This window comes from Paenibacillus sp. P4_E11 (assembly GCF_056401635.1).
In genome coordinates this window covers 16,082-39,254 of the sequence record NZ_JBFUIX010000019.1, presented here as the reverse complement: position 1 = coordinate 39,254, position 23,173 = coordinate 16,082, and the positions used below count along the sequence as shown (strand labels likewise).

Below are 23,173 nucleotides of genomic sequence, written 5' to 3'. Positions count from 1 at the left end.
TCATTCCCTCCTTGTCTCAGCAGCAGCTTCATTCGACGTAGGTACGTTCCAACCGAGGCGATCAGGTAGCGTGCCGCCCCACAGCTGGCTAATGAGCTGTTCCGCCTTGTCTTCGTTCGTCGTCCCTTCAATACGGATCGACTTCACGGATCTTGCTTCCGGAACCCACGTCTTCGATACGATCGTCGGGGAGCCTTTCAAGCCGATCTTCGCCTTATCCAGATGCGGGAAATCGGCTGTCGTCCACACGACGGGCTTGTACCGAGCAGCGCGAATCATTCCCGGAAGTGAGGCGCGTCTGACTTTGTTCAGCTCCTTCAACGCTGTAATGAGCACAGGCATCGATGTCTCCACCACTTCCACGCCATCCTCAAGATGCCGCTGTACCGTCACGCGCCTCGCATCTTCATCTACTCGCAGCACTTGATTCACGTACGTGAGTTGCTCCAGATCGAGCCGGCAGGCGACGCCTGGACCTACTTGACCGGTATCCCCATCCAACGTTTGCTTGCCGCAGAATACGATGTCAACCTTTCCCCACTTCTCTTCAACCTTACGGATCGTCTCCGCCACTACATAAGACGTGGCAAGCGTATCAGCACCAGCAAACCCGCGGTCTGTCACAAGAACCGCCTCATCTGCGCCCAGCGAGATGCATTCCTTCAACCCTTTCTCAGCCGGTGGGGGCCCCATCGTGACGACCGTCACACGCGCTCCCTGCTCGTCCTTGATACGAAGTGCCTCTTCCAGTCCATGCATATCGTAGAAATTCACGATACTCGGAACACCTTGACGAATCAGTGTGTTCGTCTTCGGATCGATGCGAATTTCCCGGCTGTCCGGCACTTGCTTAACGCATACGATAATGTGCAGCATGCCAAACTCCTCCCAAGCGATCATTCAGCTTATTTGAATTCCATATCCTTCCGAGTTACCTTGATGTCCAGCCACATGTGCTGAAAGTCGTAATCTGTAGTATCTTTGCGAATACCGAGATAGATGAGATAAATGACAAGGCCAAAAAAAGCTAGCATAATTAGCATGAGCACAAGAAACACGACAATCATGCACCGTTTCTCCTTTCCCTTGCAGCTAATTTGCTATCATATATATGTCCGGGAATGAAAAAAAGCACCTTCTCAGGTGCTCTTTTTACTAGACAACAACAATACCGATTCAGTGTACGCTTGCGGCTTGCAGCTTCGCTTTGATCCGTTCCCGTTCCTCCGGCTTCAGCTTGGGGCATGTATAACAATATTGTTCCTCACCTGTCTTGTAGTATAAGCAGCAGACGTTCTTCATACGTACTTGTTCGTTCGGATTACGTGCATCTTCGAGGTAACGAATTTTGACTTGCAATGGATTATGACTACAGCCGAATACGGACCCCTCCAGCTCTTGCAGCATCGCTTCATAATCACTCTTCAGGCGTGTTGAGCAGGTTTCTTGTTGTTGGGTTGCCATGAAGTAGTTGAATCGGGTAGGGAATTGACCCCACAATTGACTTATATGCAGACCTGAGTCTGCAGACAGACGTTCGAAAAGTGGACGCACCGTTTCTCCGTAGAAGCGGGTCCATGCTTGTAAGCGCCAAAGGGATCGCTCCGGTTCTTCGACGGGGCCTTCTAACACGGTCCAATCTTTGAGAACGAAAGCATACCTGTAACGCGATTGTTCCGGATAGATCTGAATCGTTTCATTCGATAACGACATATTCAGCGTACTGTTCCAAGTTGATACTGAATACAGCATGGCCAACGCCACTCCGCAAAAATTCCCAGCGAAATAAGCGGCCGCAGCTGTAGTGTCGGTCGCCCTAAGTATAGTCGCATATTCGTTCAGGAACGTTGTCGCCTGATTAGGCAGTAACAAATCCTTCGCCGCTATCGTTATTACCGCATCATCTAGTTGTGTAGTCCGTATGTTAAACTTTTGCTCCAGCAAATGAAAGTCCAAGTCGCCCATCTACGCGTCATCCTCACTTATAACGATTCCTTTATTCTCCAACATCATACTGATGATAGTGAGAATCATTTTCATTATATGGCGTAGGAACATTTTTGTAAATGGTGGTCTTGGTGAGATCTATGTCAACCTGCAGTTTTCAATCCGAATAGTCGGATCGCATTACCGGCATAGATCAGATGGCGTTGTTCATCTGTGAGGTCCGCCTCTTCCACTTGGCCAAGGTTCGTAATGTACGAACAGCCCGGCATGTCGGAACCAAATAGTACACGTTCGGCCCCTAGCAGTCTAACTGCGTAATCAACCTCTTCTCGTCTGTATAAGGAGCCAGAGATGTCCGTTACCACATTCGGGAATTCTCGAATTGCTTTGATTCCATGGTAATGGTTGCCTCCGAAATGGGCCATGATCAGCTTAGCTTGCGGATAACGGGTTGCCAACTGGGCCACATGGAATCCAACTGATTCATCTGGATATTGCCCGACAGCTTTGTGGAATGCATGCAGCAGAATCGGAATGTTATACTCGATACACTTCTCAACTAGCGGAAATACGGTCGGATCGTCGCAGTACGTGGCAATCCATAGCTTCATTCCGATCATGCCGTCCGATTCAACACCACGCCTGAGCACTTCAACTGCATTCTCGTGGCGCGGGTTAATATACACATAACCTTCCGCAACATCAGGATTCTCACGTCTGAAGCGCACGATATCGGCATTATGGGAAGCAACTTCTTCTTCTGTGGAATATTGTCTGGCGATGCCGGATACGAACACTTTATCTATACCGTAACGGTCGCAATTCGTAAGCAATGCATTCGCATGCAGATCATAACGTCCTCCCCAGATGTGGGTGTGCATATCGATAATCATGAGGGACCCTCCAACTCGATCAGTTTTTCTGAAAATAATGCTTGATGCTGAGCTCCTTTGCCCCTTGCCGGACCGCGTTCACGGCCAAATTCCACGTATCCTCTTCGACCCGTGATACGGGAATCGAGACACTCATCGCCGCGACCACTTGGCCCGTAGCATTCGTGATAGGAGCGGCAACACAGCGGATCCCTTGTACCGCTTCTCCGCTGCTGAACGCGACACCTTCCTGACGAATATGTCGAAGCTGAGCGAGCAGCTCCGGCATATCCGCCAACGTATGTTCGGTTAACTTACCGAGCTCGTTGTTCGGATACAGCCGGAGCACCTCATCGTCAGACAAACCGCTAAGCAGTACTTTGCCCATCGCCGTGGCGTGTAGAGGAAGCTGCATCCCCAGGTGTGAAACGAACCGGACCGGATGGGTGCTCTGCTTCTCGGCGATATACAACACTTTGTCACCATTGCGGATCGACAGAAACACAGATTCATTAATGTCATTAATGATTCGCGAAGCCACATGCTGGAATTCGGTGGCATAGTCGCTATTACGCGACACTTTACTCCCGATCTCGAACAGCTTGTACCCGAGGCGGAACGTCTTGCCATGCTTATCGGTTTCCAGGTAACCCCGGTTCAATAAGTTCTGCAGCAGCTTGTAAGCGCTGGAAGTCGGCATGCCCAGCTTGCGGGAAATGTCCGTCAAGCTAAGCGTATCTTGTTCCTCCGCGAACAGCTCGAATATGTCCAGCACGCGGTCGGCTGATTTGACCGTCGGGTTCGGACGCTCCGTCCCTTGTTCTTCGAAATCATCATTCATCATGGCTTGTGTTCCTTTCTGTTGCATAAGTGCATAAGTACTTAGGATAACTTAATGAGCTGACCGCCATCGATGACAAGCGTCTGTCCTGTCATATACCGAGAATCGTCGGAAGCCAGGAAGATAGCAGCTGATGCGATCTCGTCCGGTTGTCCCACTCGATTCATCGGAATGGTCTTCAAGTATTGGGATATGACTGGGCCATTCTGAATCATTGGCTTGGTCAGTCGGGTCTCGATGAAGCCTGGGCATAAGGTATTGACCCGGATCCCGATTGGAGCTAACTCCAACGCCATGGACATGCCCATGCTGATCATGGCGCCCTTGGTCGAATTGTAGTGAACCTGATCCGCTTCGGCGGCCATACCATTCACGCTGGACATATGGATGATCGAGCCCTGAATGCCTCGATTCACCATCGAGCGGACAACGCCCTGACTGACCAGGAACGTTCCCTTCAGGTTAATCTCCATATGTCGGTCCCACTGCTCCTCTGTAATGTCGAGGAATGGAGCAGGGTCACATATGCCCGCATTGTTGACAAGAATGTCAATCGAACCCCACTCACCAAGAAGGCTCTCGACCATACCGTCTACTTGCTGCTTGTTACAAACGTCGACCGAATATGCGACAGCAGTACCGCCAGCTTCCGTAATCAGTTGGATCGTCTCATCCAGGGCGGCTTTCCCGCGTCCGCAGATGGCTACCTTAGCGCCTTCACGCGCATATTGGATCGCAATCGCTTGCCCTATGCCGTGCGAACCTCCAGTTACAAGCGCGACTTTGTCCAATAGTCTCATTGCGTTGTTCCCCCAAGCGTTGACTTAAGCTTGCCCAATACGTTATCGATCGCCGCAATCGTCGCATCGATATGCTCCTGCTCATGAACAGTGGACAAGTACCATAAGCCGTTCGGGCGGACGAGCACACCCTCTTCCAGCATCAATTCGGCGAACTTCGCATACAGACCGGCATTGCGCTGCTGGAACTCGTCGAAGTGCTTAACCTCGTCGCGATCGATGAACATCATATTGAACACAGGACCGATCTGATTCACAACGCCGCGGAAGCCGTGCTTGACGAACAATGAACGAATCGAAGCGACTAGGAATTCAGTCAATGCTTCCATCTTACCATAAACTGAAGCATTATCCCGCTCTAAAATATCTATGATGGCCAAAGCAGCAGCGGTGGATACTGTATTCCCGTTCAATGTGCCAAGATGACTTACTTCTTCACGATCGATCAACGCCATAATATCCTTGTTACCTGCCACTCCGCTGATGGCAATTCCGCCGCCTAGTGCTTTACCGACCGTTACGAGGTCAGGACGAATGCCGAACCGGCCGTGCGCGCCGCTAATTCCAAGACGGAATCCGGTAATGACTTCATCGAGTATGAGCACAACGTTGTGCTTCTCCGTCAACTCCCGCATTTTCTCCAGATAGCCTGGCAATGGCAGGATACAACCGGAATTGCACAGAACTGGCTCGGAGATGACTGCGGCGATGTCGCTACCATGCTGCTCCAGTGTGGCCAGCAGGACCGCAGGGTCGTTCCATGGAAGCAGAATAACGTCGGCCAAGCTGTTCTCGCTCTGCCCCTTCGTGCCAGGAGGAATGAGGCTGCTGCCGCTGTCGGTCGCCTTCTGCATCATATCCGGGCTCGGGAACGAGGTGAAGATCGAGTCCGACCAGCCATGGTAATGCCCGTGGAAGCGGATTACTTTAGTCTTACCCGTGTAGGCGCGGGACAGACGAAGGGCGAGCATAACAGCTTCGGTTCCAGTCCCGCTTAATACGACTTTATCGGCGCAAGGCAGCACGGATACTAGCTTGCTTGCCAGCTCAATCTCGCCGTCATGCTGCAGCCCGTATGTGAAGCCGCGTTTCATTGCGCTGTGAATGCGTTCTGTTAATTCCGGATGAGCATGGCCCAGAATCGAAGGACCGTAGGCAAGCAAATAATCGATGTATTCGTTGCCGTCCACATCGCGTAACATGACGCCTGATGCGGATTCCGCATACAGCGGAGTCGGTTTCATAGAGCCACGCAGCGTGCTCGCCACTCCACCGGCCAATACTTGCCTGGATTTCGCAATTCTTTCTTTGGATCCGGAATAGTTTCTCATGGATTAGTCCTCCTGTGAATGTGTATGTGGTAGTTGTATAGAGTCCTGCGGATCAAGCGGATACAAAGGACGCTTCAGTTGCTTGTAAGGGAACAGCTGCAGATTCGCGCCGCAGCAACCGGGTGTGTCAACGTCGATGGCCAGCTTCGCTATGTCACCGAAAGCGGTTTTCCAAGCGATCGCGGACTTGACCACGATCATATGGAATGCGCTCGGCTGCAGGCCAACCGATAGCACATGGCCCGGGTCCCACGGCGCGACTCGCTTCTCAGTCAGCACGATCGTGACCAGACCGGCCTCGACGACGGCGGTCCGCCCCATCTTGGCTCGTTGGCCGGTCATGTAGCGGCCGACGTGAACATAATCGCCGTCGAACAACGTGCGGACGCGGCCTTCAATTGGCACCGGCGCGCCATGCCAGCCGTCGGACTTGCCGCCGACGGCGCAGCGCAGCGTGCCGCCCACGCCGATCTCGGCAGCCTGCCGAACGGCCTCAGCGTCGCACAGCACCAGGAGGCTCGACTTGCTCGCCTCGAGCAAGTGAGGCAGCATGTGCGTGCCATCCGCTGGTGAACCGCCTCCGACGTTGTCGGAGCCTTCCACCAGGATGACCGGCCCTTCCGGCTGCCGCACCGCGAGCGCGACGGCATCCGCCGGTGCGGTAAGCCGCACCGCGAATTCGTCGCGGATCGACCAAGCGAACGATGCGAGCTCATGCGCGCATCGCTCCGCCAGAGCCAGGTCATCGTCGGCTGTGACGATGAACGACATCCCGGCGTCCGGGACGTCGCTGAACGGGAAGCCGCCGATGACCGTCACGTTCAGGATGGCCGGATTCTCCTCCCATCGAAACGCAAGATCCATGACGCGCTTGAACGGTCCCGCGTCAGTCAACATCCCCTGCGGGGCTACGAGAAGCCCGGTGTGACGGAATACGCGCACCGGCTTCACTTGCTCGGTCAAAACGCGGTTCAGCAGGTGTACCGCTTCCACCGCACGATCATACACATCGACATGCGGATACGTGTCGTAGCCGACGATCAGGTCCGATAACGCGACGATCTCATCGGTCACATTCGCATGCAGATCGAGTGTCACAGCTAGTGGGAAGTCCCGTCCCAATCGAGCACGGAGGCGACGCAGGATCGCTCCTTCTGCATCCGGCTCCGACTCGCTGACCATCGCGCCGTGCAGAATGATGACAGCGCCATCAGCCGATGGATCGATGGAATTGGCAATACCGTCGGCAATCGCTTCGAATGCTTCGTCTGTCACGATTCCGCTCGGTGTAGCCTGGGTATAGAAACCAGGAACCAAGCCGAGGCCCAACTCGCGAGCTCCGTCAATGACACCCCCCATCGAGGTGCGTGTGCCGGTATATCGCTCCAAGTAGGCTTGCTCCCCTTCAATCCATTCATAGGAGAACGGTTGAAGGCCCGTCTGACCTGGCGCGAACGTATTCGTCTCGTGAATGCATCCCGCGACTGCGATTGTAATCGCCTTGTTGCCAGATGAACTGGATGAGCTCATCGACCAGCACCTCCGTCTAATCCACGATCTTCAGCTACACCGCACCAGTCGGCGATTATGCCGGCATACCAACGAATGAGTTCCGAATAGCTGGCGAGATCCATATATTCATCAGCTGCATGCGCATTCGCCCCCGATGGTCCAAGTACTAACGCCGGAGTCGAGCTGTATATATTGAACATGAAACCGTCGCAAGCGAATGGTGTTCCTTGTCTAGGCCCCGGATCGCGACCTAGAGCCAGTTGTCCGGATTGATTAACGACATTAAGGAATTCCTCGACAGCCGAACTATCTCCCATCTCACTGCCGAGCAAATAACGGATCTTCGGTGTGATCACCGGTTGGCAGACGGCTAGTTCCGGATAGTCAGCCAGGTTCGTTTCATAGAAGTTCCATAATAGATCAATAATTTGTTGACCGGTCATACCGGGAAATCCTTCAATCCAGAAGTTCATCTCCGCCGTTTCCGGCAGCTTTTCCTGGAATTGGCGTGTTGTATCACCAGATAACATCGTAAGCGACACAACATCGAGCGTCCTGCCTGATGTTTCCCACCAAGTTGGTGCGGGGAACTGTTCATTCAGATGCTTACTGAATTTGCGCAGCAATAGGGCGAAGGACACCATAGCCTCAAGCGCACTGATCAGCACTTCTCCGTTGAATCCGATTCCGCTCTTCCCAGTGAAAGCAGCTTTCCAGATCCCACCCCCTAGATGGGCTGGACTAATGCGCAGATTCGTAGGTTCCGGTATAATCGCCATATCGGCATGAGGGCCGTACAATCGTCCGGCTAATGTACCGTTCGCGCCTCCATGTTCTTCATCGATGACACTTTCAATATGAACGTCACCGTTCAGCTCAATCCCGAGCTCCTGCAAGCAGCGAACCGCACTGATGGCAGCAGCCATACCGCCCTTCATATCATAGGAACCACGGCCATACAGCTTGCCGTCTGTTACTTCGCCGGAGAACGGTGCATATGTCCATTTCTCCGTGCCTTGATATACAGTATCGGCATGCCCCGAGAAGACAAGCGAGCGACCGCCGCCCTTCCCTGCGAAGCTGCCGCATACGTTAGGACGTCCCTCATAGTTTCTTCCGGCCATGTAGGACTCGTGCGCCGTTAACCCTTCTACTTCGCTAAGCTCATAAGATTGTACGTCTGCTCCCATGTCGGTCATATACTTTACATAGAAGGACTGTACCTCTGCTTCATAACCTAAAGGCGGATGATTCTCGCTCGGAATCTGAACCAGTTGCTGGGCCAACAATATTGTCTCTCGCTCGTGCTTAACTGTCCAGGCATGAATACGCTCTGCTAACGAATTCACAGTCATAAGTTCCTCCAAGGTTTAGGCTTCGCCACGCTTGCTCTTGACGTAGGCGATCGCTTCGATTTCGATCAAATAACTTCCGATTCCGACTTGTACGCTGGAACGAGTTGGGTACGGAGCGGTAAACACCGACTCGTACGCCTTGTTGTAGGCAGGGAAATCGTGCAGGTGGGTCACGAACGAAGTGATCTTGATGACGTGATCCAGGGTCAATCCGTCTGCGGCAAGTATCGTTTCGATATTGCGCAAGCATTGAACCGTTTGTTCTTCAACCGTGTTACCCACAACTTCGCGAGTTTCCGGATTAACTCCAACTTGGCCGGATATGTAGACGAAATCCCCGGCTCTGATACCTTGCGAGAACGGTAATGGGAATTCTGGTGCTATGTTCGAATGAATAGGAGTAGACATGGTGTAACATCCTCTCTTAGTGGAATCATATGGTAATGCAAGTTGCTATTACAGGCTTATCGATTCATTGTTGATTGAGGCAAAAACGGCCGTTCCAAGTGAAAAAGGACCCCGACGCTTTAACCCCACAAAGTGAAGACTAGCTCTGGAGATAACGCCGAGTACTTTGCGGGGACCCCGTGAGCTCAAACATCTTGTTTGAACCTCCTATGATTGTATAAGGGATTTCGCGGTATAGAGGTTCAAGCCAAAACTCGCCGGGGTCCTCTTTTTCACTTTCCACTCCTGTGTCCACTATGAATCGACAGCCTCTATCATTGAATCTGACCTCTGGCATCAACTTGAATGTATTTCTCAAATACACCGTTACGAACGCCAGTTAGCTTATTATGAAGATTGGTAACTGTACAGCAATGGTTCGGCACAATGAACAACGCATCCCCGATTTGAACATCCGTGCCATCCGGTATAGCAATCGAGCCATGCTCTTCACTCAGTCGGTCGATTACGGCTGTATCCATGCCTCTTACGAGGCCATATCCTTTGCGCAAGGGATTCACATCGGTCGTAAGCGTCTTCGACCCAGCATCTACGAGAATCGTGCCCTCGCGCGGCTTGCTGACGACCGTCGCCTTCACCTGCATGGCGAATTCTGATTCATCAATCAACCCAATGACATACTGGCTAATGTCTCCGAACACATATGCACCTGGACGCATTTCTGTTATGCCAATACCACCCAGCTCGGTTATGAACTTGGAAGTCGGAGTCGAACCTACACTTACTTCCTCAATCATAATTCCTTCTTGCCTCAGCATCTGCTTCGTCATTGCTAGACTTTCCGCCTCATGCCGAGCAACGGCAAGCAGTTCCTCACGACTCGTCTTCCCATAGGCATGACCGGCATGCGTCATAACACCGATGATGTTTATTCCCGGCAAGTCGGCCATTCGCTTCACCAGCTCTACCGTCTCCGCACCAGGTTCCTTGCCGCAACGGTTCAGCCCTGTATTCACATCGATGTACAGTCTAACAGGCTGTCCAAGACGAACACCAAGCTCAGACAAGCCACGAGCTACATCGACATTGTCGGTACTTACGGTAATCTTCGCTTTGTTCATAACTCGAGCGAGCCGTTCCAGCTTCGTCTGCCCCACGATCGGGTAGGCGATCAGAATATCTTCGATGCCTCCATCCGCCATGACTTCGGCTTCCCCGAGCTTGGCGACTGTTATCCCGCAGGCCCCATAGCGGATTTGTTCCTTGGCAATCCAAATGCTCTTGTGTGTCTTCGTATGCGGACGGAGCTTCACACCCGCTTGTTTGGCTAATTCTGCCGTTGTCCGCAAATTACGGTCCAATATGTCCAGATCGATGAGGACGGCAGGTGTGTCAAGTTGTTCAATCGTAGTCATTCGAGTCCCTCCTAGAGGAGTAGTTTAGATCGTCAATCAATCGCTTACTAAGAATGTATCACGGGATGTTTTTTCTATCAAGAAATTATTTTTATAAATAGAAAAAAGAGAAGAGCTTGTTCGCCCTTCTCTCTCGATACAGGAAAGGAGGAGCCAGCGCCCCTCCCAACCTTACTTTTCTTAACCTTTTACCGATCCGATCAACATCCCTTTAACAAAATACTTTTGCAGGAATGGATAAATCGCCATAATCGGAATAATCGCTACTACAACCGTTGCCATCTTCACCGTCTCTGGAGGCAGTTGCTGCAACTCTTGAGATGTTACGCCCAACTCCTGACTGACGCTCGGTGACACAATCATGTTCCTCAGTACGACCTGAATCGGCATGAGTGCTTTATCAGTCAAATACATAATACCACCGAAGTAGGAGTTCCAGTGACCTACCCCGTAGAACAATCCGAGTGTAGCAACGATCGGCATGGACAATGGAATTACGATCTTCCATAACGTCTGCATGTCGCTGCAACCGTCTACCTTAGCTGCTTCCTCAATCTCAGCAGGTAGATTCTCGAAGTACGTCTTCATAATTAGCATGTTGAATGCAGATACTAGACCTGGAATCATCAGGGCCCACAACGTATTCAGCATATGGGTTGCTCGAACGACCAAGTATAGAGGAATAAGTCCGCCGGAGAACAACATGGTGAACACGATTCCCATTAGCACATAGTTGCGGCCTGGCAAAAACTTCTTGGAGAGCGGGTACGCTAGCAACATCGTAACTACAACGTTCAGGAATGTTCCGACTGCTGTAACAATAATCGTAATCTTCAATGCCTGTGGGACCCGGTTACTGGAGAAAATGTACTTGTACGCCTCGAACGTCACTTTCTCAGGAAGAATGACGAAGCCACCATTTCTTAATACTTCCGTAATTGGCGTTAATGACATCACAACAACGTAGTAGAGCGGGAATAAAGTAGCGAGACCGAACAATGTCAATCCTAAATACAATATAAAGTCAACGACGCGATCTGATTTTGTTTTCTGCAATATAAATGACATGGTTTACCTCCCTTACCAAATTCCCGATCCGCCGAGTTTTTTGGCTATCTTATTTGCTGTGATGACTAGGACGAATCCGATGACTGACTTAAAGAAATTGACGGCTGAAGCTACGCTGAAATCCAGCTGCTCGATCCCTCGTCGGAATACCCATGTGTCAATAATATCTCCGACCTCATAGACGCGCGCATTCAAGAAGATATAAATCTGCTCGAACCCTGCATCGAGAATGTGACCAATCCGCAAAATAAGCAGCAGAACGAATACTTCACGAATACCTGGGAGCGTAATATGCCAGATTTGACGCCATCTTCCTGCGCCATCGACAACAGCCGCTTCATACAATTCCTGATTGATCGTCGCTAGGGCAGCCAAATAAATAATGGCACCGAAGCCTGTACTTTTCCAAATATCCGTCAAAATAATGATAGGACGGAACCAATCCTTGTCCGTTAGGAGGTTAAGCGTCTCACCTGTGTGATCCCTCCACCATGTGCTGATTAACCCAGCGTCCGGTGCCAAGAATGAGAATGTGAGTCCGTATACGATAACCCAAGATAAGAAATAAGGACCGTATGTGACCGTTTGAATCGCTTTCTTAAACCATTTGAGACGAATTTCGTTCAGAATAAGGGCAAGCAATACGTCGGGCAGCATGTTGAATGCGATCCGATATACGCTGATTAGGAGCGTGTTCCGAATTAGCTTCGGAAAGTCCGGTGAACTGAATACGGTTCGGAAGTTGTCGAAGCCAGCCCATTCACTACCCCAAATCCCTTTCACCAGGTTGTACTTCTTGAAGGCAATCAAGAGCCCGCCCATTGGGACGTAATGGAATACGATGTAATACACTATTCCAGGCACCATCATTAAGTAAAGCCACTTGTAACGTACAATCGCTTTCCATAATGACACTTTTTCCTTGCCTTGAGGAGATTTCGTCTTGTTCGTTGTCGTTGCCGCAACAGCATTTTGCGTACTCACTGTAGCACTCCTCCATCTTGTAATTATTTCTGTCTCGGTTCGATTTCCCCTAAAAAACGCTTACATATTGTACAGATTACGTTTTTGTTGATGGAATTTAAAAAGACAGTAAAGCGTTTTCACACTTGCTCTACTTCCATCATAATTCAAAAACATAGACTAATACAAGTATTACAAACGTCCACAAGGTGTCTTTAAATAGTCTCTTTATTTGATCCTTGTTGTTCTGTTACCTCCTCTTCACTGCTAAGCTTCTACACATATCGACTCTCCATGATAATACCTGTATGGTTACATGTATAGGGGGTGCATTTGAAAAAATCGTATCATAACACCCCAAGACGCGCAATGGTAATACACGAGTACCCGGAAATGAAAAAAACGCCCTCAAGGAGCGCTTTGTTCGTTCGTAAATGACTTGAAGATCGAGTTATCTTGACAATCGGAGCAGAGCGTTTCATAACATTCAGTCTGTTCCTCCATCGCGCAACCGCACTTGCAGCACATCTTCACAGGCAGATTCTCGAAAAAATCTTTGGCTGGAATTAACATAAAATGACTCCTTTCGGCTCCATATTTTGCTTCTAAAAAAATCGCTCATTGTATTAATACAGTTTTAATAATATGTTATTATTATATAACACAAGTCAAAAATTAGCTATCCTAAAAATTTAGACATTGACAGTCGGTTAGCTTTGAAGGACAATGTGGAATTATGTATTTAAGGGAGAAATGACATCATGAACGGACAAACGAGAAGTAATATCGTTCCAGGAGTGGAAGTGAATATTGTGTTGAAGCAAGATCAGAGGACAGGCAAGTTGACACGTGGTTTTGTGAAGGATTTGCTGACCAATTCCCCTACCCACCCGCATGGCATCAAGGTCAGGTTAACAGATGGGCAGGTTGGTCGGGTTAAGGAAATATTGAAGTAACGATGAATTATGCTGTGTGGAGTTAAGGCTCAAGCTTAATTGCTCTGCCACTCACTGGACTGACAACATATTCGATGGTTTCACCATTCTCTACGAGTCGAAACAAATACGCTTTGTTAATGAGCCAGTTGCCTGAATCTTCTAACAGGATCCCGGATCTAGTTGTGTCCCACTCATATGAGGTCGAGTCATTTAGTTGGGCCATAACGGCTGATCTTGCTTCCTCGTACGAGTATTTCGGGTAAAATCCCCATGCCATGAGCGGCACTAACAAGAAGACCAGCAATTGGTAGACATAAAACAACTTGACCCTGATGGGCGTAGCCCTTCGAAAAGTGAGACAAGTCACGATTCCCAGTAGCGGTAAAGTAACCAGGAAGCCGACGTCCATGACACCATTGTAGTGCTTGTTCAGGTTAATCATGGTGTAAATGCCCGCAATTAATTCCGCTGCAAATAAAATCGTTAACAGGATACGCATGGATCGGTTGAAATAGGTGGGAGTTGTAAGCATGGTTATGCTCCTTTCCCACCTATATTACCATATTTCTGGATTTTGTTGCGTCTAAATGCGAGGATTCTGTTATAGCACACGATACGATGCACTGCACCAAGAGCCAAGTCGTCCGGCTTCATCATGAATTTCACCTTGCGTGGTAATGATTTTGCGAGTTTGGTGTACGATCGTGCCGGTGACCGTAACGACTCCCTTGGAGAGCGGCGACAAATAATGTAAATTCAGATTCGTCGTGACCACCTTCTCTTCCGGCCTCGCCATCATAGCGGCAATGCCCATCGTATTGTCCAATAAGGAAGCATGAACACCACCATGAAGAATACCGATCGTATTCAGATGGTGGTCTTCCACGTGCAACGAAACCTTCACAATTCCTTGCTCTACCGATTCCACTCTGCAGCCGAGCAACTCCCAGAAAGTCCCCTTCGCTAGTTGTTGGAGCCGTTGCATAAAATCACTAGTAAGCCCCATATCTCGAATGTCGCTCCTATTCTTGTTGTCTTCGTTCATCGGATGGAACCTCCAACTTCATTACAATGTATGGCTCCCGCACGAGGATCTTCCAATCTGGATTCACACGATTGTGTAACACTCAGCGGGTATAACGCGGGACGCAATGTTGCGTTTCAGCAGGATCGTATTCTCAGGCGTACTGCGCGTCAGCTTCTTCAAGATCGATAGTTGAATGCGCTGCATATCGCCGCTTTGCATAGAAGCAATTACCGTTTCCGCCCAGCTGGCTACCTGAGTGAACGCTTCTTGTACGAAGCTGCGGGTCATAGCAACAGGCAGTTCTGTCTTACTGGCACCGCGGTCGGCAAGCAGCTTGCGGGTACGCAGCAGCGCGCTTTCCATCGCATAGATCTGAATCATCATGTCGGCCAACAAGGCAAGTGTCTCCTGCTCTTTTTCCAATTTCGTTCCATATTTCTGTACCGCTAGCCCTCCGACCATAAGAAAAATTTTCTTCGCATTGTCGATCAAGTACGATTCCTTATCCAGATCCGCTTCAAACTGCTGTGTCGGAACGAACGCGATGAGCTGCTCCTGCAGCGCCTCGGCTTGCTCCATCAGCGGCAGCTCGCCCTTGAGCGCTTTCTTGAGCAAGGTACCTGGGATGAGCATACGGTTGATTTCATTCGTTCCTTCGAAGATGCGGTTGATCCTGGAATCGCGGTATATCCGCTCGATTTTGTAGTCTTGAATATACCCGTAACCACCGTGGATTTGAACGCCTTCATCAGCGATGAAATCAAGCGCTTCTGTTCCGAAAACCTTGATGATGGAGCATTCCAGTGCATACTCGGCAATGCCTTTGGCAGATTCAGTCCCCGCTTGCTCCCCAGAATTGTCGATGCTCTGAAGTATAGTATCGACTAAACCAGCGGTACGATAAACCATACTTTCCAACACGAATGTTACGATGTTCATCTCGGCGATCTTCTGGGCGATTAGCGGGAAGGATGAGATTGGCTGGCCGAACTGTGTGCGCTGATTGGCATAACGGACACTTAGGGCGAGTGCTTCTTTGGCCCCGCCCAAGCAACCCGCGCCTAGCTTGAAACGGCCAATGTTCAGTATATTAAAAGCTATGATATGACCTTTCCCCTGCTCCCCCAACATGTTGCCGACCGGGACATGCACGTTGTCCAGAATAACCGKCCGCGTGGAAGAACCCTTGATCCCCATCTTCTTCTCTTCCGGACCGAAGCTGACACCCTCCATCAACCGTTCCACGATGAACGCGGTGAAGTGCTGGCCGTCTATCTTCGCATACACGATGAAGATGTCGGCGAAGCCAGCGTTCGTAATATATTGCTTCGCCCCATTCAATAAATAGTGATTTCCGTCAGCGGATAGGCGAGCCGTCGTCTTGGCACCCAGCGCGTCAGAGCCCGATGAAGGCTCCGTCAAGCAATAGGCCGCAATTCGCTCACCAGTCGCCAAATCGGGCAAATAACGCTCCTTCTGGTCGCGTGTACCGAAGAATACGATCGGCAATGTGCCGATCCCGACATGTGCGCCGACGGACAGCGCGAATGAGGATGCTTTGGACAGCTTCTCGCTGATCACAGTTGAGCTGACCTTGTCGAGGCCAAGTCCTCCGAACGCCTCCGGCACATCAACGCCCAGCAATCCGAGCTCCCCAGCCTGGCGCATCAACTTCACAGTAAGCTCGTAGTCCAGTTTCTCGATCTGTTCGTCGTGCGGCAGCACTTCCCCTTCGACRAAATCGGCCGTCGTCTCGCCGATCATGCGTTGTTCTTCCGTGAGGTCTTCGGGCGTCATGATCGTTCGTGGATCGGTATCCGACAGAACGAAGCTTCCGCCAATTACATGGTTAGCCATCCGATTCGAACCTCCTTCACTTGGGACTTCCTAGTTAGGGAACACCTCAATAACGGCTGCCGCCCCCATCCCGCCTCCGATGCACATGGAGACGACACCGCGTCCACCCCCTCTTCTACGCAATTCCTGGATGAGCGAGATACTCAGCTTGGCGCCGGTGCAGCCAAGCGGATGACCGAGCGCGATTGCACCTCCATTCACATTGACCCGGTCTTCCGATAGTCCAAGCTGACGGATGATCGCGATACATTGAGAAGCGAATGCTTCATTGATTTCGAACAGATCGATATCCTCGAGCTGCAATCCAGCCATTCGTAGTGCTTTCGGGATCGCTTCGACGGGCCCGATGCCCATCACTTCAGGCGCGACACCAGCAAGCGCGAACGACCGGAACACCGCGAGCGGCTGCAAACCTCGCCGTTCGGCTTCCTCACGGCTCATTACGACCAAGGCGGCAGCCCCATCACTGATCGGCGAGGCATTGCCTGCCGTCACTGTCCCATTCGCCGCGAACGAGGGACCCAGCTTCGCCAATGCTTCGAGAGACGTGTCCTCACGAACACACTCATCTGTATCGAACAGCCCAGGCTTGCGCTGGACGTTGCCGTTGGACATGATTCGCGTCTGGAACGTCTGTACTGGGACGATCTCATCGACGAAGCGCCCGGCGCGCACAGCTTCCGCCGCTTTCATATGGGAAGCTAGCGCATAGCGGTCCTGATCCGCTCTGCTGATGCTGTAGCGCTTCGCTACATTCTCGGCCGTGTGGCCCATCCCGATATACACTTCGGGCATCTGTTCCACGATGCCGGGATGCGGCGCCAGCTTGAAGCCAGTCATCGGCACATGGCTCATGCTCTCCACGCCACCGGCAACAATCGCATCTGCGAACCCCAGCATAATACGTTCGGCCGCGAATGCGATCGCCTGCAGGCCAGACGAGCAGAAGCGGTTCACCGTAATCGCCGGCACGGTTACAGGATAACCCGCATACAGCGTCATGATGCGGGCGAAGTTCAGTCCCTGCTCACCTTCCGGCATCGCACAGCCGATGATCACATCATCGACGTCTTCCATCGCGAAGCCGGCTGTCCGAGCGATGACCGCCTGAAGCACGGTCTTGCCCAGATCTTCCGCGCGCGTATCTGCGAGCGAACCTTTCCTTCCCCGTCCGACAGCGGTTCTCGCCATCGATACCAGTACGGCCTCGTGGGTACGCATGACCTGATTCCCTCCCTTGTCTAACACACGATTCCATCGTTCCTTCTCAATTGCGTAATGGCTTGCCGGTCGACAACATGTGCTGCATACGCTGCTGTGTCTTAAGCTCGCCGCACAAGCTCAAGAACGCTTCACGTTCCAAGTCGAGCATGTAGCTTTCACTTACTATAGTGCCGAATGGCAAATCTCCCCCTGCCAATACATGTGCAAGCTTGTTCGCGATCTTGTAATCATGATCGCTGATGTAATTGCCCTGATGGAGCGTATAAGCGCCCAACTGCAGCACGGCCTTGCCCCCGGCTCCCGCAACCCGGATGCTCTTCGATTCCGAATTCTTGCGATAGCCTTCGGCGTCAAACTGCAGCACTGCCTGTTTCGCTTCATAGATGCGCCGTTCCGGCTGCATGACGACTCGATCTGTCGGCCTCATAAGGCCGAGACGAATAGCGTCATGTGCACTGCCTGATACCTTCGCCATGCCGATCGTCTCGAACGCTCGGTTCAGCAGCGGTTGAACGTCCAGCTCCGGTGCGTTCCATGCCTGCCAGGCGTCGCTAACACGCAGCGCCATCTCTTTGCAGCCGCCGCCAGCCGGAATGAGTCCGACACCGACCTCGACCAGGCCATAGTAAGTCTCAGCGGACGCGCACACCCGGTCGGCAGGCAGGCAGGCCTCTACTCCACCGCCCAGCGTCATACGGTGTGGTGCAGCCACGACTGGCTTCTCCAATCGCTTCAGCTTCATCATCGCATTCTGGAACATGCGGATGATCCGGTCGACCTCGTCCCAAGCCTCATCCTGCGCCTCCATCAAGAGCAGCATCAGGTTCGCCCCGACGCAGAAATTACGCCCTTCGTTAGCGATGACCAACCCGCGAAAATGACGCCGAACTTCATCGACGCTTTTATCAATCATTGTCAAGATGTCGGCCCCGATCGCATTACTCGGAGAGTGGAACTCCAGGCAGGCCACATTGTCTCCGAGATCAATCAGGCTCGCTCCTGCGTTGTGCAGCACCACTCGGTTAGATGCCTTCAGTTGCTTAAGCGAGATATGCTCTGGCCTTTCCTCTAGTTCCCGGAAGCTCCAAGTCGGAATTGATGCGCTTGCAACAGATGAACGGCCTTCCGAGGATTGTTCATAAAAGCTCGTATGACCTGCTCGAATCCAGTCCTGCACCCAGCCAGGAATCGTTAAGCCCTCTTGTTCCATTCTGGCTACGGTTGCAGGCAAGCCCACAGCATCCCAAGCTTCGAACGGGCCCAAATCCCAATTGAACCCCCACTTCATCGCTTGATCGATGTCCGGAATCGTGTCGGCGATTTCCCCCAGCTTGGCGGCTGCATACAACCAGACTTGCTTCATAATGTTCCACGCCAACAACGCATAGCGGTCGTTCCCGCTCAGAAGGGCTTTCGTCTTGGCGGCAGCTCCCTTGGCCGCCTTCGCAGCTTCCAGCGCAGGCGAAGTAATCTTGCCAGCCGTTTGCTCTCGATATTCCAGCTTCGCTAAATCAAGCGATACGATTTGTTTGCTTGCAGCGCTTACTGTTTTGCGGTAAAAGCCTTGCCCACCCTTCTCCCCGATCCACCCTCGCGCGACCATCTCCTTCAAGACCGGTGGAGCCTGGAAGGAAGCTTTCTCTTCTTCCGATTCCGTCCGCGAATACACATTGTCCGCCACATGCAGAAACGTATCGAGCCCGACCAGGTCCAGCGTACGGAACGTGGCGCTCTTCGGTCGCCCCATGGCTGGTCCTGTAACTGCGTCCGCTTCTTCTATGGTGAACCCTCCGCGAAGCATCTCCTCTAGAGTAACAAGGAGGCCATATGTGCCGATGCGGTTAGCGATGAAGTTCGGGGTGTCTTTGGCCACGACCACACCCTTGCCTAACGTCTGCTCCGCAAACCGGACCATCCGCTCGACAACTTCTGGCTTCGTACTTCGACCAGGAATGACTTCGAGGAGCGGCATATAGCGGGGCGGGTTGAAGAAATGCGTGCCCAGAAAATGTCCCCTGAACTCCTCCGTACACCCCTCGACGATGGCATCGATGGAGATACCCGACGTGTTCGTACTGACTATTGTGCCTGGCCGCCATACACTTTCGATGCGTGCCATCACGCTCCGTTTCACATCGAGTCTTTCCACGACGACTTCAATAATCCAGTCCATGTCCGCCAGCTTCGCCAAATCATCCTCAAGGTTCCCAGCTGTAATCCGCTCGGCGAACTTATCCACGTATAGGAGAGCCGGGTTCGTCTTCTTCAGCTTAGCGATCGATTCCACAGCCAGCCTGTTGCGAACGACAGGGTCCTGGAGCGTGAGCGCTGCGGCAGCTTCGAGTGGAGTCAGACGGTCAGGTGGTACGTCCAGCAACAAGCATGTTAATCCCGCATTCGCCATATGAGCGGCAATCCCGGCCCCCATCACACCTGAACCTATGACGGCAACTTTGTTGATGCTGTTCATCGAGCATTCACCTCATTTGCACTATATTTCTCCTACTTCACTTACAAGGGTCGATTAGCGTTTGGTGCGGAGAACAGAAGAAGTGGTGGAGGACAGAAGAAGGAGTGGAGAAGCTTGCGTCCGCCTTTGAAATCCCATCGCCTCCACTAAAATCTAATCCTGCGATGGGATTTCAACAGCGGTCGGAACCCTTCTTCTGTTCGGAACCCTTCTTCTGTTCGGAGCATGCGTTGCGTTAATCGGCCTTTTCATCCAATCACCGATTCAGCCAGCAGCTCCGCAACATCTTTCGTCTTCACCCGTTCATCGGCATTCAGTTGCTTCGTCCCATCCTCCATCATCGTTAGACAATAAGGGCAAGCGCTTCCGATTACGGTTGGCTGCAGCGCAAGTGCCTGATTCGTTCTAGCAACATTGACCCTGGAACCGGACTCATCCTCCATCCACATCCGTCCACCCCCAGCTCCACAGCATAGACCATGTTCTCTCGACATCGCCATCTCCACTATTTCCATTCCAGGGATCGCACGCAATATGTCCCGCGGTGCTTCGTAGGTCCCGTTATACCGGCCCAAGTAGCAGGAATCGTGGAATGTGACACGCTCAGTCACCTGATGCCTCGCCTTCAATCGCCCCTCCCGCAGTAACGAAGCGAGCAGCTCCGTGTGGTGCAGCACTTCAGCTGTCAACCCGAAGATTGGGTATTCATGCTTCAGCACGTTGTACGTATGCGGACAGGCGGTGACGATCTGCTTCACACCATATTTGAGAAAAGTCGCGATGTTGTCCGTGCACAACTGCTGGAACAGCATCTCGTTCCCCATACGCCTCGGCGTATCCCCTGAGTTGCGCTCCTCATTGCCGAGCACGGCTGCGTTCACTCCAGCTACCTTCAACAACTTAACGAGCGAACGCATCACCTTTTGGGTGCGCCGATCGTAGGAACCCATCGAACCGACGAACAGCAGGATGTCGAACGCCGGATTGTCCCGTACGGTGGGCAGCCTTTCGGCTTCATCCAAGCCCTCCATCCATTTGGCCCGATCTTGTCGGTTCAGTCCCCAGGGGTTGCCTTGACGCTCGATGTTCTGCATCGCCCGTTGGCCATCTGCCGGCATGCTGCCTTCCATCAGCATCAGATGGCGGCGCATATCCACGATCTTGTCGACGTGGCCGTTGCCGACGGGGCAATGCTCCTCGCAACTGCGGCATGTCGTGCAAGCCCACAGCTCTTGCTCGGAGATCACATCCCCAATCAACGCGGCATCCGTAGCTGCGAATCCGGCTGAACGAGCCCATCCTTCCTTCTGCCGCTGCATCGTCCGTCCAATGTCCAGCAAGCTGGTCTCGGTTTCCGTGGCTATCGCGCCATTCTCAGATGCAAGCTCTCTAAATCGATGGCCTCCCGCATCAGCTCCTCCACCTGCGAAAGCGATATACGGCATCCAGGGTGAGCGCGATGTAATGGCCGCACCCTTCTCTGTCAGATGATCACGCAGCTTCACAATCAGATGCATGGGAGATAACAATTTCCCTGTCGACGCAGCAGGGCAAACGTTCGTGCAACGCCCACACTCGACGCAGGCGTATAGATCGAGCAGCTGTTCGCGCGTGAAATCCTCAACCTTGCCGACACCATAGGTCTCGACGTCTTCCGCTTCCAGATCGATCGGCTGAAGCTGTCCGCCACGTTTGTTTTTTTTCAGCCAAAGATTAAAGGGAGCCGTCAACAGATGAAAATGCTTCGATTGCGGCACATACACCAGAAAACCAAGCAAAATTAGCAGATGCAGCCACCATGCCAACGCATACAAAACGGTTGAAACAGAATCCGATACACCTGCGAATATCCAGGCGACTGATGAAGCCAATGGTGAACTTCCCATCCAAGGCTCGCCACTCTGCAATCGGTCGAATCCCGATGTCAACACCACCATCAGCATGAGCGATCCGATCCAGATAAGCACTAGACTCGGCTTCCAGCCTCGCTTCAGACGCTTCAACTGTTCGATATATCGTCGGTATGCCGCATATCCAATCGAGAGCAGGACAACAAAGACAACGACTTCCTGAACGAATAAGAACCATCGATACCAAGGAAATGGCAAACTGCTGCCGAATAGACCTTTCCAGATCATATCCAGTGCCCCGAGCTGCAACATTAAGAAGCCGTAAAATAGTAAAAGATGCATCGTTCCGCTTCGCCAATCGTGCAACAGCTTCCGGTGGCCGAGAATTTGCTGAATCCAGTCTGTTGAGGCGGTTGTGGCGGTTGTGGAATCTGGGCTTGTGCCTCCTGTAGATCGTCCCAATCGCATGTACAACACCCGGTGATAAACTGCTTTCGCGAACCACGCAACCGCTATTCCCGTCACTCCAAGAAACAACAGCCCGTTCAACCACTCCCAGAGCATTGTCGTCGCCTCCTCCCGAATGCGATCATCGAATCCTGTGTCAATTGATCTATTCCGCTTCCTCAGGTCATACAATGAAACCGTAAACGACTGAATGAGCACTCATTCATCGTATTAGAAATTTATGAAGTGTAAGGGTGGTCCCATGACTGGAAAAATCAAGGACAAATCCGAGCTCATTCTTGAAGCCGCATTGAAAGTGTTCGCCGAGTTCGGGTTTCACYGCTCGCAAGTGTCGAGGATTGCCAAATCGGCAGGCGTGGCGGACGGAACGATCTATTTGTATTTCAAAAGCAAGGAGGACATTCTCGTCTGCCTGTTTCGCGCCAAACTCGGACAATTGGTGGATAAATTCAAGGAAAGCGTCATGCAGTCGGACCACCCGCGGGACGCCATCCGCACCATATGCACCATCCATTATTCCGAGCTGGAGCGTAATCGGGACTTGGCCAAAGTCACCCAGATTGAACTAAGGCAAAGCAATCTTGAGCTGCGCCGAGAGATTGGTCATGCGGTGAAGCCGTATATCCGATTGATAGAACAAGTGTTGCGACAAGGCGTTGAGCAGCAGCAATTCCGCGCTGATCTAGACGTCAAGCTCACTCGACACTTGCTGTTCGGGGCGATGGATGAGGTTGTCACCACATGGCTAGTCGCCGATCGTCCCTATTCCCTTACCGCTCAGGTTGATGGGACCGTTGATTTCATTCTGCGTGGTATTCAAAGTTAAT

Annotated in this window: 22 protein-coding genes; 2 read left to right on the top strand and 20 right to left on the bottom strand. The window is 51.8% G+C overall.

The features are described 5' to 3' along the window. The 14 genes from AC1DWB_RS10130 to yhfH all read right to left on the bottom strand — a co-directional run bounded on the left by AC1DWB_RS10130 (position 1) and on the right by yhfH (position 13,085). Complete coding sequence (locus AC1DWB_RS10130; RefSeq protein ID WP_477540932.1) at positions 1 to 876, bottom strand: electron transfer flavoprotein subunit beta/FixA family protein; 876 nt, start codon at positions 874 to 876, stop codon at positions 1 to 3. 29 nt (positions 877 to 905) lie between these two features. Then, positions 906 to 1,067: a hypothetical protein gene (locus tag AC1DWB_RS10125; protein ID WP_477540931.1), complete on the bottom strand. Its 162-nt coding sequence runs from the start codon at positions 1,065 to 1,067 to the stop codon at positions 906 to 908. A gap of 109 nt (positions 1,068 to 1,176) precedes the next feature. Then, complete coding sequence (locus AC1DWB_RS10120) at positions 1,177 to 1,965, bottom strand: Fe-S oxidoreductase (RefSeq protein ID WP_477540930.1); 789 nt, start codon at positions 1,963 to 1,965, stop codon at positions 1,177 to 1,179. 125 nt (positions 1,966 to 2,090) lie between these two features. Next, positions 2,091 to 2,840 carry an amidohydrolase family protein gene (locus AC1DWB_RS10115; protein WP_477540929.1) on the bottom strand — a complete coding sequence of 250 codons (750 nt, stop codon included), beginning with the start codon at positions 2,838 to 2,840 and terminating at the stop codon, positions 2,091 to 2,093. A 19-nt stretch (positions 2,841 to 2,859) separates the two neighbouring features. Continuing rightward, positions 2,860 to 3,663, bottom strand: a complete 804-nt coding sequence (locus AC1DWB_RS10110) for an IclR family transcriptional regulator (RefSeq protein WP_477540928.1) — start codon at positions 3,661 to 3,663, stop codon at positions 2,860 to 2,862. A 38-nt stretch (positions 3,664 to 3,701) separates the two neighbouring features. Continuing rightward, on the bottom strand, positions 3,702 to 4,460 hold the full coding sequence (locus AC1DWB_RS10105) for an SDR family NAD(P)-dependent oxidoreductase (RefSeq protein WP_477540927.1): 759 nt from the start codon (positions 4,458 to 4,460) through the stop codon (positions 3,702 to 3,704). After that, complete coding sequence (locus AC1DWB_RS10100; protein ID WP_477540926.1) at positions 4,457 to 5,791, bottom strand: aspartate aminotransferase family protein; 1,335 nt, start codon at positions 5,789 to 5,791, stop codon at positions 4,457 to 4,459. Before AC1DWB_RS10100 ends, AC1DWB_RS10105 begins: the two co-directional genes overlap by 4 nt. Positions 5,792 to 5,794: 3 nt before the next feature. Then, complete coding sequence (locus AC1DWB_RS10095; protein ID WP_477540925.1) at positions 5,795 to 7,321, bottom strand: M81 family metallopeptidase; 1,527 nt, start codon at positions 7,319 to 7,321, stop codon at positions 5,795 to 5,797. Continuing rightward, a complete protein-coding gene (locus AC1DWB_RS10090) occupies positions 7,318 to 8,658 on the bottom strand; it encodes a M20 family metallopeptidase (protein WP_477540924.1) in 1,341 nt (446 codons plus the stop codon). Before AC1DWB_RS10090 ends, AC1DWB_RS10095 begins: the two co-directional genes overlap by 4 nt. Positions 8,659 to 8,673: 15 nt before the next feature. Then, the gene (locus AC1DWB_RS10085; protein ID WP_477540923.1) at positions 8,674 to 9,066 is read right to left on the bottom strand and encodes a RidA family protein; all 393 of its coding nucleotides are present in this window, start codon (positions 9,064 to 9,066) and stop codon (positions 8,674 to 8,676) included. Between the two features lie 314 nt (positions 9,067 to 9,380). After that, on the bottom strand, positions 9,381 to 10,481 hold the full coding sequence (locus AC1DWB_RS10080; protein ID WP_477540922.1) for an alanine racemase: 1,101 nt from the start codon (positions 10,479 to 10,481) through the stop codon (positions 9,381 to 9,383). Between the two features lie 180 nt (positions 10,482 to 10,661). Beyond that, complete coding sequence (locus AC1DWB_RS10075; RefSeq protein ID WP_477540921.1) at positions 10,662 to 11,549, bottom strand: carbohydrate ABC transporter permease; 888 nt, start codon at positions 11,547 to 11,549, stop codon at positions 10,662 to 10,664. A gap of 12 nt (positions 11,550 to 11,561) precedes the next feature. Continuing rightward, positions 11,562 to 12,533: an ABC transporter permease gene (locus tag AC1DWB_RS10070; RefSeq protein WP_477540920.1), complete on the bottom strand. Its 972-nt coding sequence runs from the start codon at positions 12,531 to 12,533 to the stop codon at positions 11,562 to 11,564. A gap of 387 nt (positions 12,534 to 12,920) precedes the next feature. Beyond that, positions 12,921 to 13,085, bottom strand: coding sequence for a protein YhfH (gene yhfH / locus AC1DWB_RS10065; protein WP_477540919.1), 165 nt, complete (start codon positions 13,083 to 13,085; stop codon positions 12,921 to 12,923). Positions 13,086 to 13,273: 188 nt separating this feature from the next. Here yhfH and AC1DWB_RS10060 point away from each other — a divergent pair, with 188 nt between their 5' ends. Then, complete coding sequence (locus tag AC1DWB_RS10060) at positions 13,274 to 13,468, top strand: YwbE family protein (protein WP_477540918.1); 195 nt, start codon at positions 13,274 to 13,276, stop codon at positions 13,466 to 13,468. Between the two features lie 22 nt (positions 13,469 to 13,490). On the opposite strand, the gene AC1DWB_RS10055 is transcribed toward AC1DWB_RS10060, so the two are convergent. The 6 genes from AC1DWB_RS10055 to AC1DWB_RS10030 form a co-directional block, all read right to left on the bottom strand. Beyond that, positions 13,491 to 13,982, bottom strand: coding sequence for a hypothetical protein (locus AC1DWB_RS10055; protein WP_477540917.1), 492 nt, complete (start codon positions 13,980 to 13,982; stop codon positions 13,491 to 13,493). Between the two features lie 69 nt (positions 13,983 to 14,051). Beyond that, positions 14,052 to 14,495 (bottom strand): PaaI family thioesterase, encoded by a 444-nt coding sequence (locus AC1DWB_RS10050; protein ID WP_477540916.1) that lies wholly within the window; start codon positions 14,493 to 14,495, stop codon positions 14,052 to 14,054. A 63-nt stretch (positions 14,496 to 14,558) separates the two neighbouring features. Then, positions 14,559 to 16,334 (bottom strand): acyl-CoA dehydrogenase family protein, encoded by a 1,776-nt coding sequence (locus AC1DWB_RS10045; protein ID WP_477540915.1) that lies wholly within the window; start codon positions 16,332 to 16,334, stop codon positions 14,559 to 14,561. A gap of 30 nt (positions 16,335 to 16,364) precedes the next feature. Then, positions 16,365 to 17,555, bottom strand: coding sequence for an acetyl-CoA C-acyltransferase (locus AC1DWB_RS10040; RefSeq protein ID WP_477540914.1), 1,191 nt, complete (start codon positions 17,553 to 17,555; stop codon positions 16,365 to 16,367). Between the two features lie 46 nt (positions 17,556 to 17,601). Then, a complete protein-coding gene (locus tag AC1DWB_RS10035) occupies positions 17,602 to 20,028 on the bottom strand; it encodes a 3-hydroxyacyl-CoA dehydrogenase/enoyl-CoA hydratase family protein (RefSeq protein ID WP_477540913.1) in 2,427 nt (808 codons plus the stop codon). A gap of 248 nt (positions 20,029 to 20,276) precedes the next feature. Next, complete coding sequence (locus tag AC1DWB_RS10030; protein ID WP_477540912.1) at positions 20,277 to 22,442, bottom strand: (Fe-S)-binding protein; 2,166 nt, start codon at positions 22,440 to 22,442, stop codon at positions 20,277 to 20,279. A 145-nt stretch (positions 22,443 to 22,587) separates the two neighbouring features. Here AC1DWB_RS10030 and AC1DWB_RS10025 point away from each other — a divergent pair, with 145 nt between their 5' ends. Continuing rightward, complete coding sequence (locus AC1DWB_RS10025; RefSeq protein ID WP_477540911.1) at positions 22,588 to 23,172, top strand: TetR/AcrR family transcriptional regulator; 585 nt, start codon at positions 22,588 to 22,590, stop codon at positions 23,170 to 23,172. Position 23,173 lies beyond the last annotated feature (1 nt).

Coding starts and splice junctions, on each gene's coding strand:
- AC1DWB_RS10130 (WP_477540932.1), bottom strand. CDS start 876: ATGCTGCACATTATCGTATGCGTTAAGCAAGTGCCGGACAGCCGGGAA.
- AC1DWB_RS10125 (WP_477540931.1), bottom strand. CDS start 1,067: ATGATTGTCGTGTTTCTTGTGCTCATGCTAATTATGCTAGCTTTTTTT.
- AC1DWB_RS10120 (WP_477540930.1), bottom strand. CDS start 1,965: ATGGGCGACTTGGACTTTCATTTGCTGGAGCAAAAGTTTAACATACGG.
- AC1DWB_RS10115 (WP_477540929.1), bottom strand. CDS start 2,840: ATGATTATCGATATGCACACCCACATCTGGGGAGGACGTTATGATCTG.
- AC1DWB_RS10110 (WP_477540928.1), bottom strand. CDS start 3,663: ATGATGAATGATGATTTCGAAGAACAAGGGACGGAGCGTCCGAACCCG.
- AC1DWB_RS10105 (WP_477540927.1), bottom strand. CDS start 4,460: ATGAGACTATTGGACAAAGTCGCGCTTGTAACTGGAGGTTCGCACGGC.
- AC1DWB_RS10100 (WP_477540926.1), bottom strand. CDS start 5,791: ATGAGAAACTATTCCGGATCCAAAGAAAGAATTGCGAAATCCAGGCAA.
- AC1DWB_RS10095 (WP_477540925.1), bottom strand. CDS start 7,321: ATGAGCTCATCCAGTTCATCTGGCAACAAGGCGATTACAATCGCAGTC.
- AC1DWB_RS10090 (WP_477540924.1), bottom strand. CDS start 8,658: ATGACTGTGAATTCGTTAGCAGAGCGTATTCATGCCTGGACAGTTAAG.
- AC1DWB_RS10085 (WP_477540923.1), bottom strand. CDS start 9,066: ATGTCTACTCCTATTCATTCGAACATAGCACCAGAATTCCCATTACCG.
- AC1DWB_RS10080 (WP_477540922.1), bottom strand. CDS start 10,481: ATGACTACGATTGAACAACTTGACACACCTGCCGTCCTCATCGATCTG.
- AC1DWB_RS10075 (WP_477540921.1), bottom strand. CDS start 11,549: ATGTCATTTATATTGCAGAAAACAAAATCAGATCGCGTCGTTGACTTT.
- yhfH (WP_477540919.1), bottom strand. CDS start 13,085: ATGTTAATTCCAGCCAAAGATTTTTTCGAGAATCTGCCTGTGAAGATG.
- AC1DWB_RS10060 (WP_477540918.1), top strand. CDS start 13,274: ATGAACGGACAAACGAGAAGTAATATCGTTCCAGGAGTGGAAGTGAAT.
- AC1DWB_RS10055 (WP_477540917.1), bottom strand. CDS start 13,982: ATGCTTACAACTCCCACCTATTTCAACCGATCCATGCGTATCCTGTTA.
- AC1DWB_RS10050 (WP_477540916.1), bottom strand. CDS start 14,495: ATGAACGAAGACAACAAGAATAGGAGCGACATTCGAGATATGGGGCTT.
- AC1DWB_RS10040 (WP_477540914.1), bottom strand. CDS start 17,555: ATGCGTACCCACGAGGCCGTACTGGTATCGATGGCGAGAACCGCTGTC.
- AC1DWB_RS10035 (WP_477540913.1), bottom strand. CDS start 20,028: ATGAACAGCATCAACAAAGTTGCCGTCATAGGTTCAGGTGTGATGGGG.
- AC1DWB_RS10030 (WP_477540912.1), bottom strand. CDS start 22,442: ATGCTCTGGGAGTGGTTGAACGGGCTGTTGTTTCTTGGAGTGACGGGA.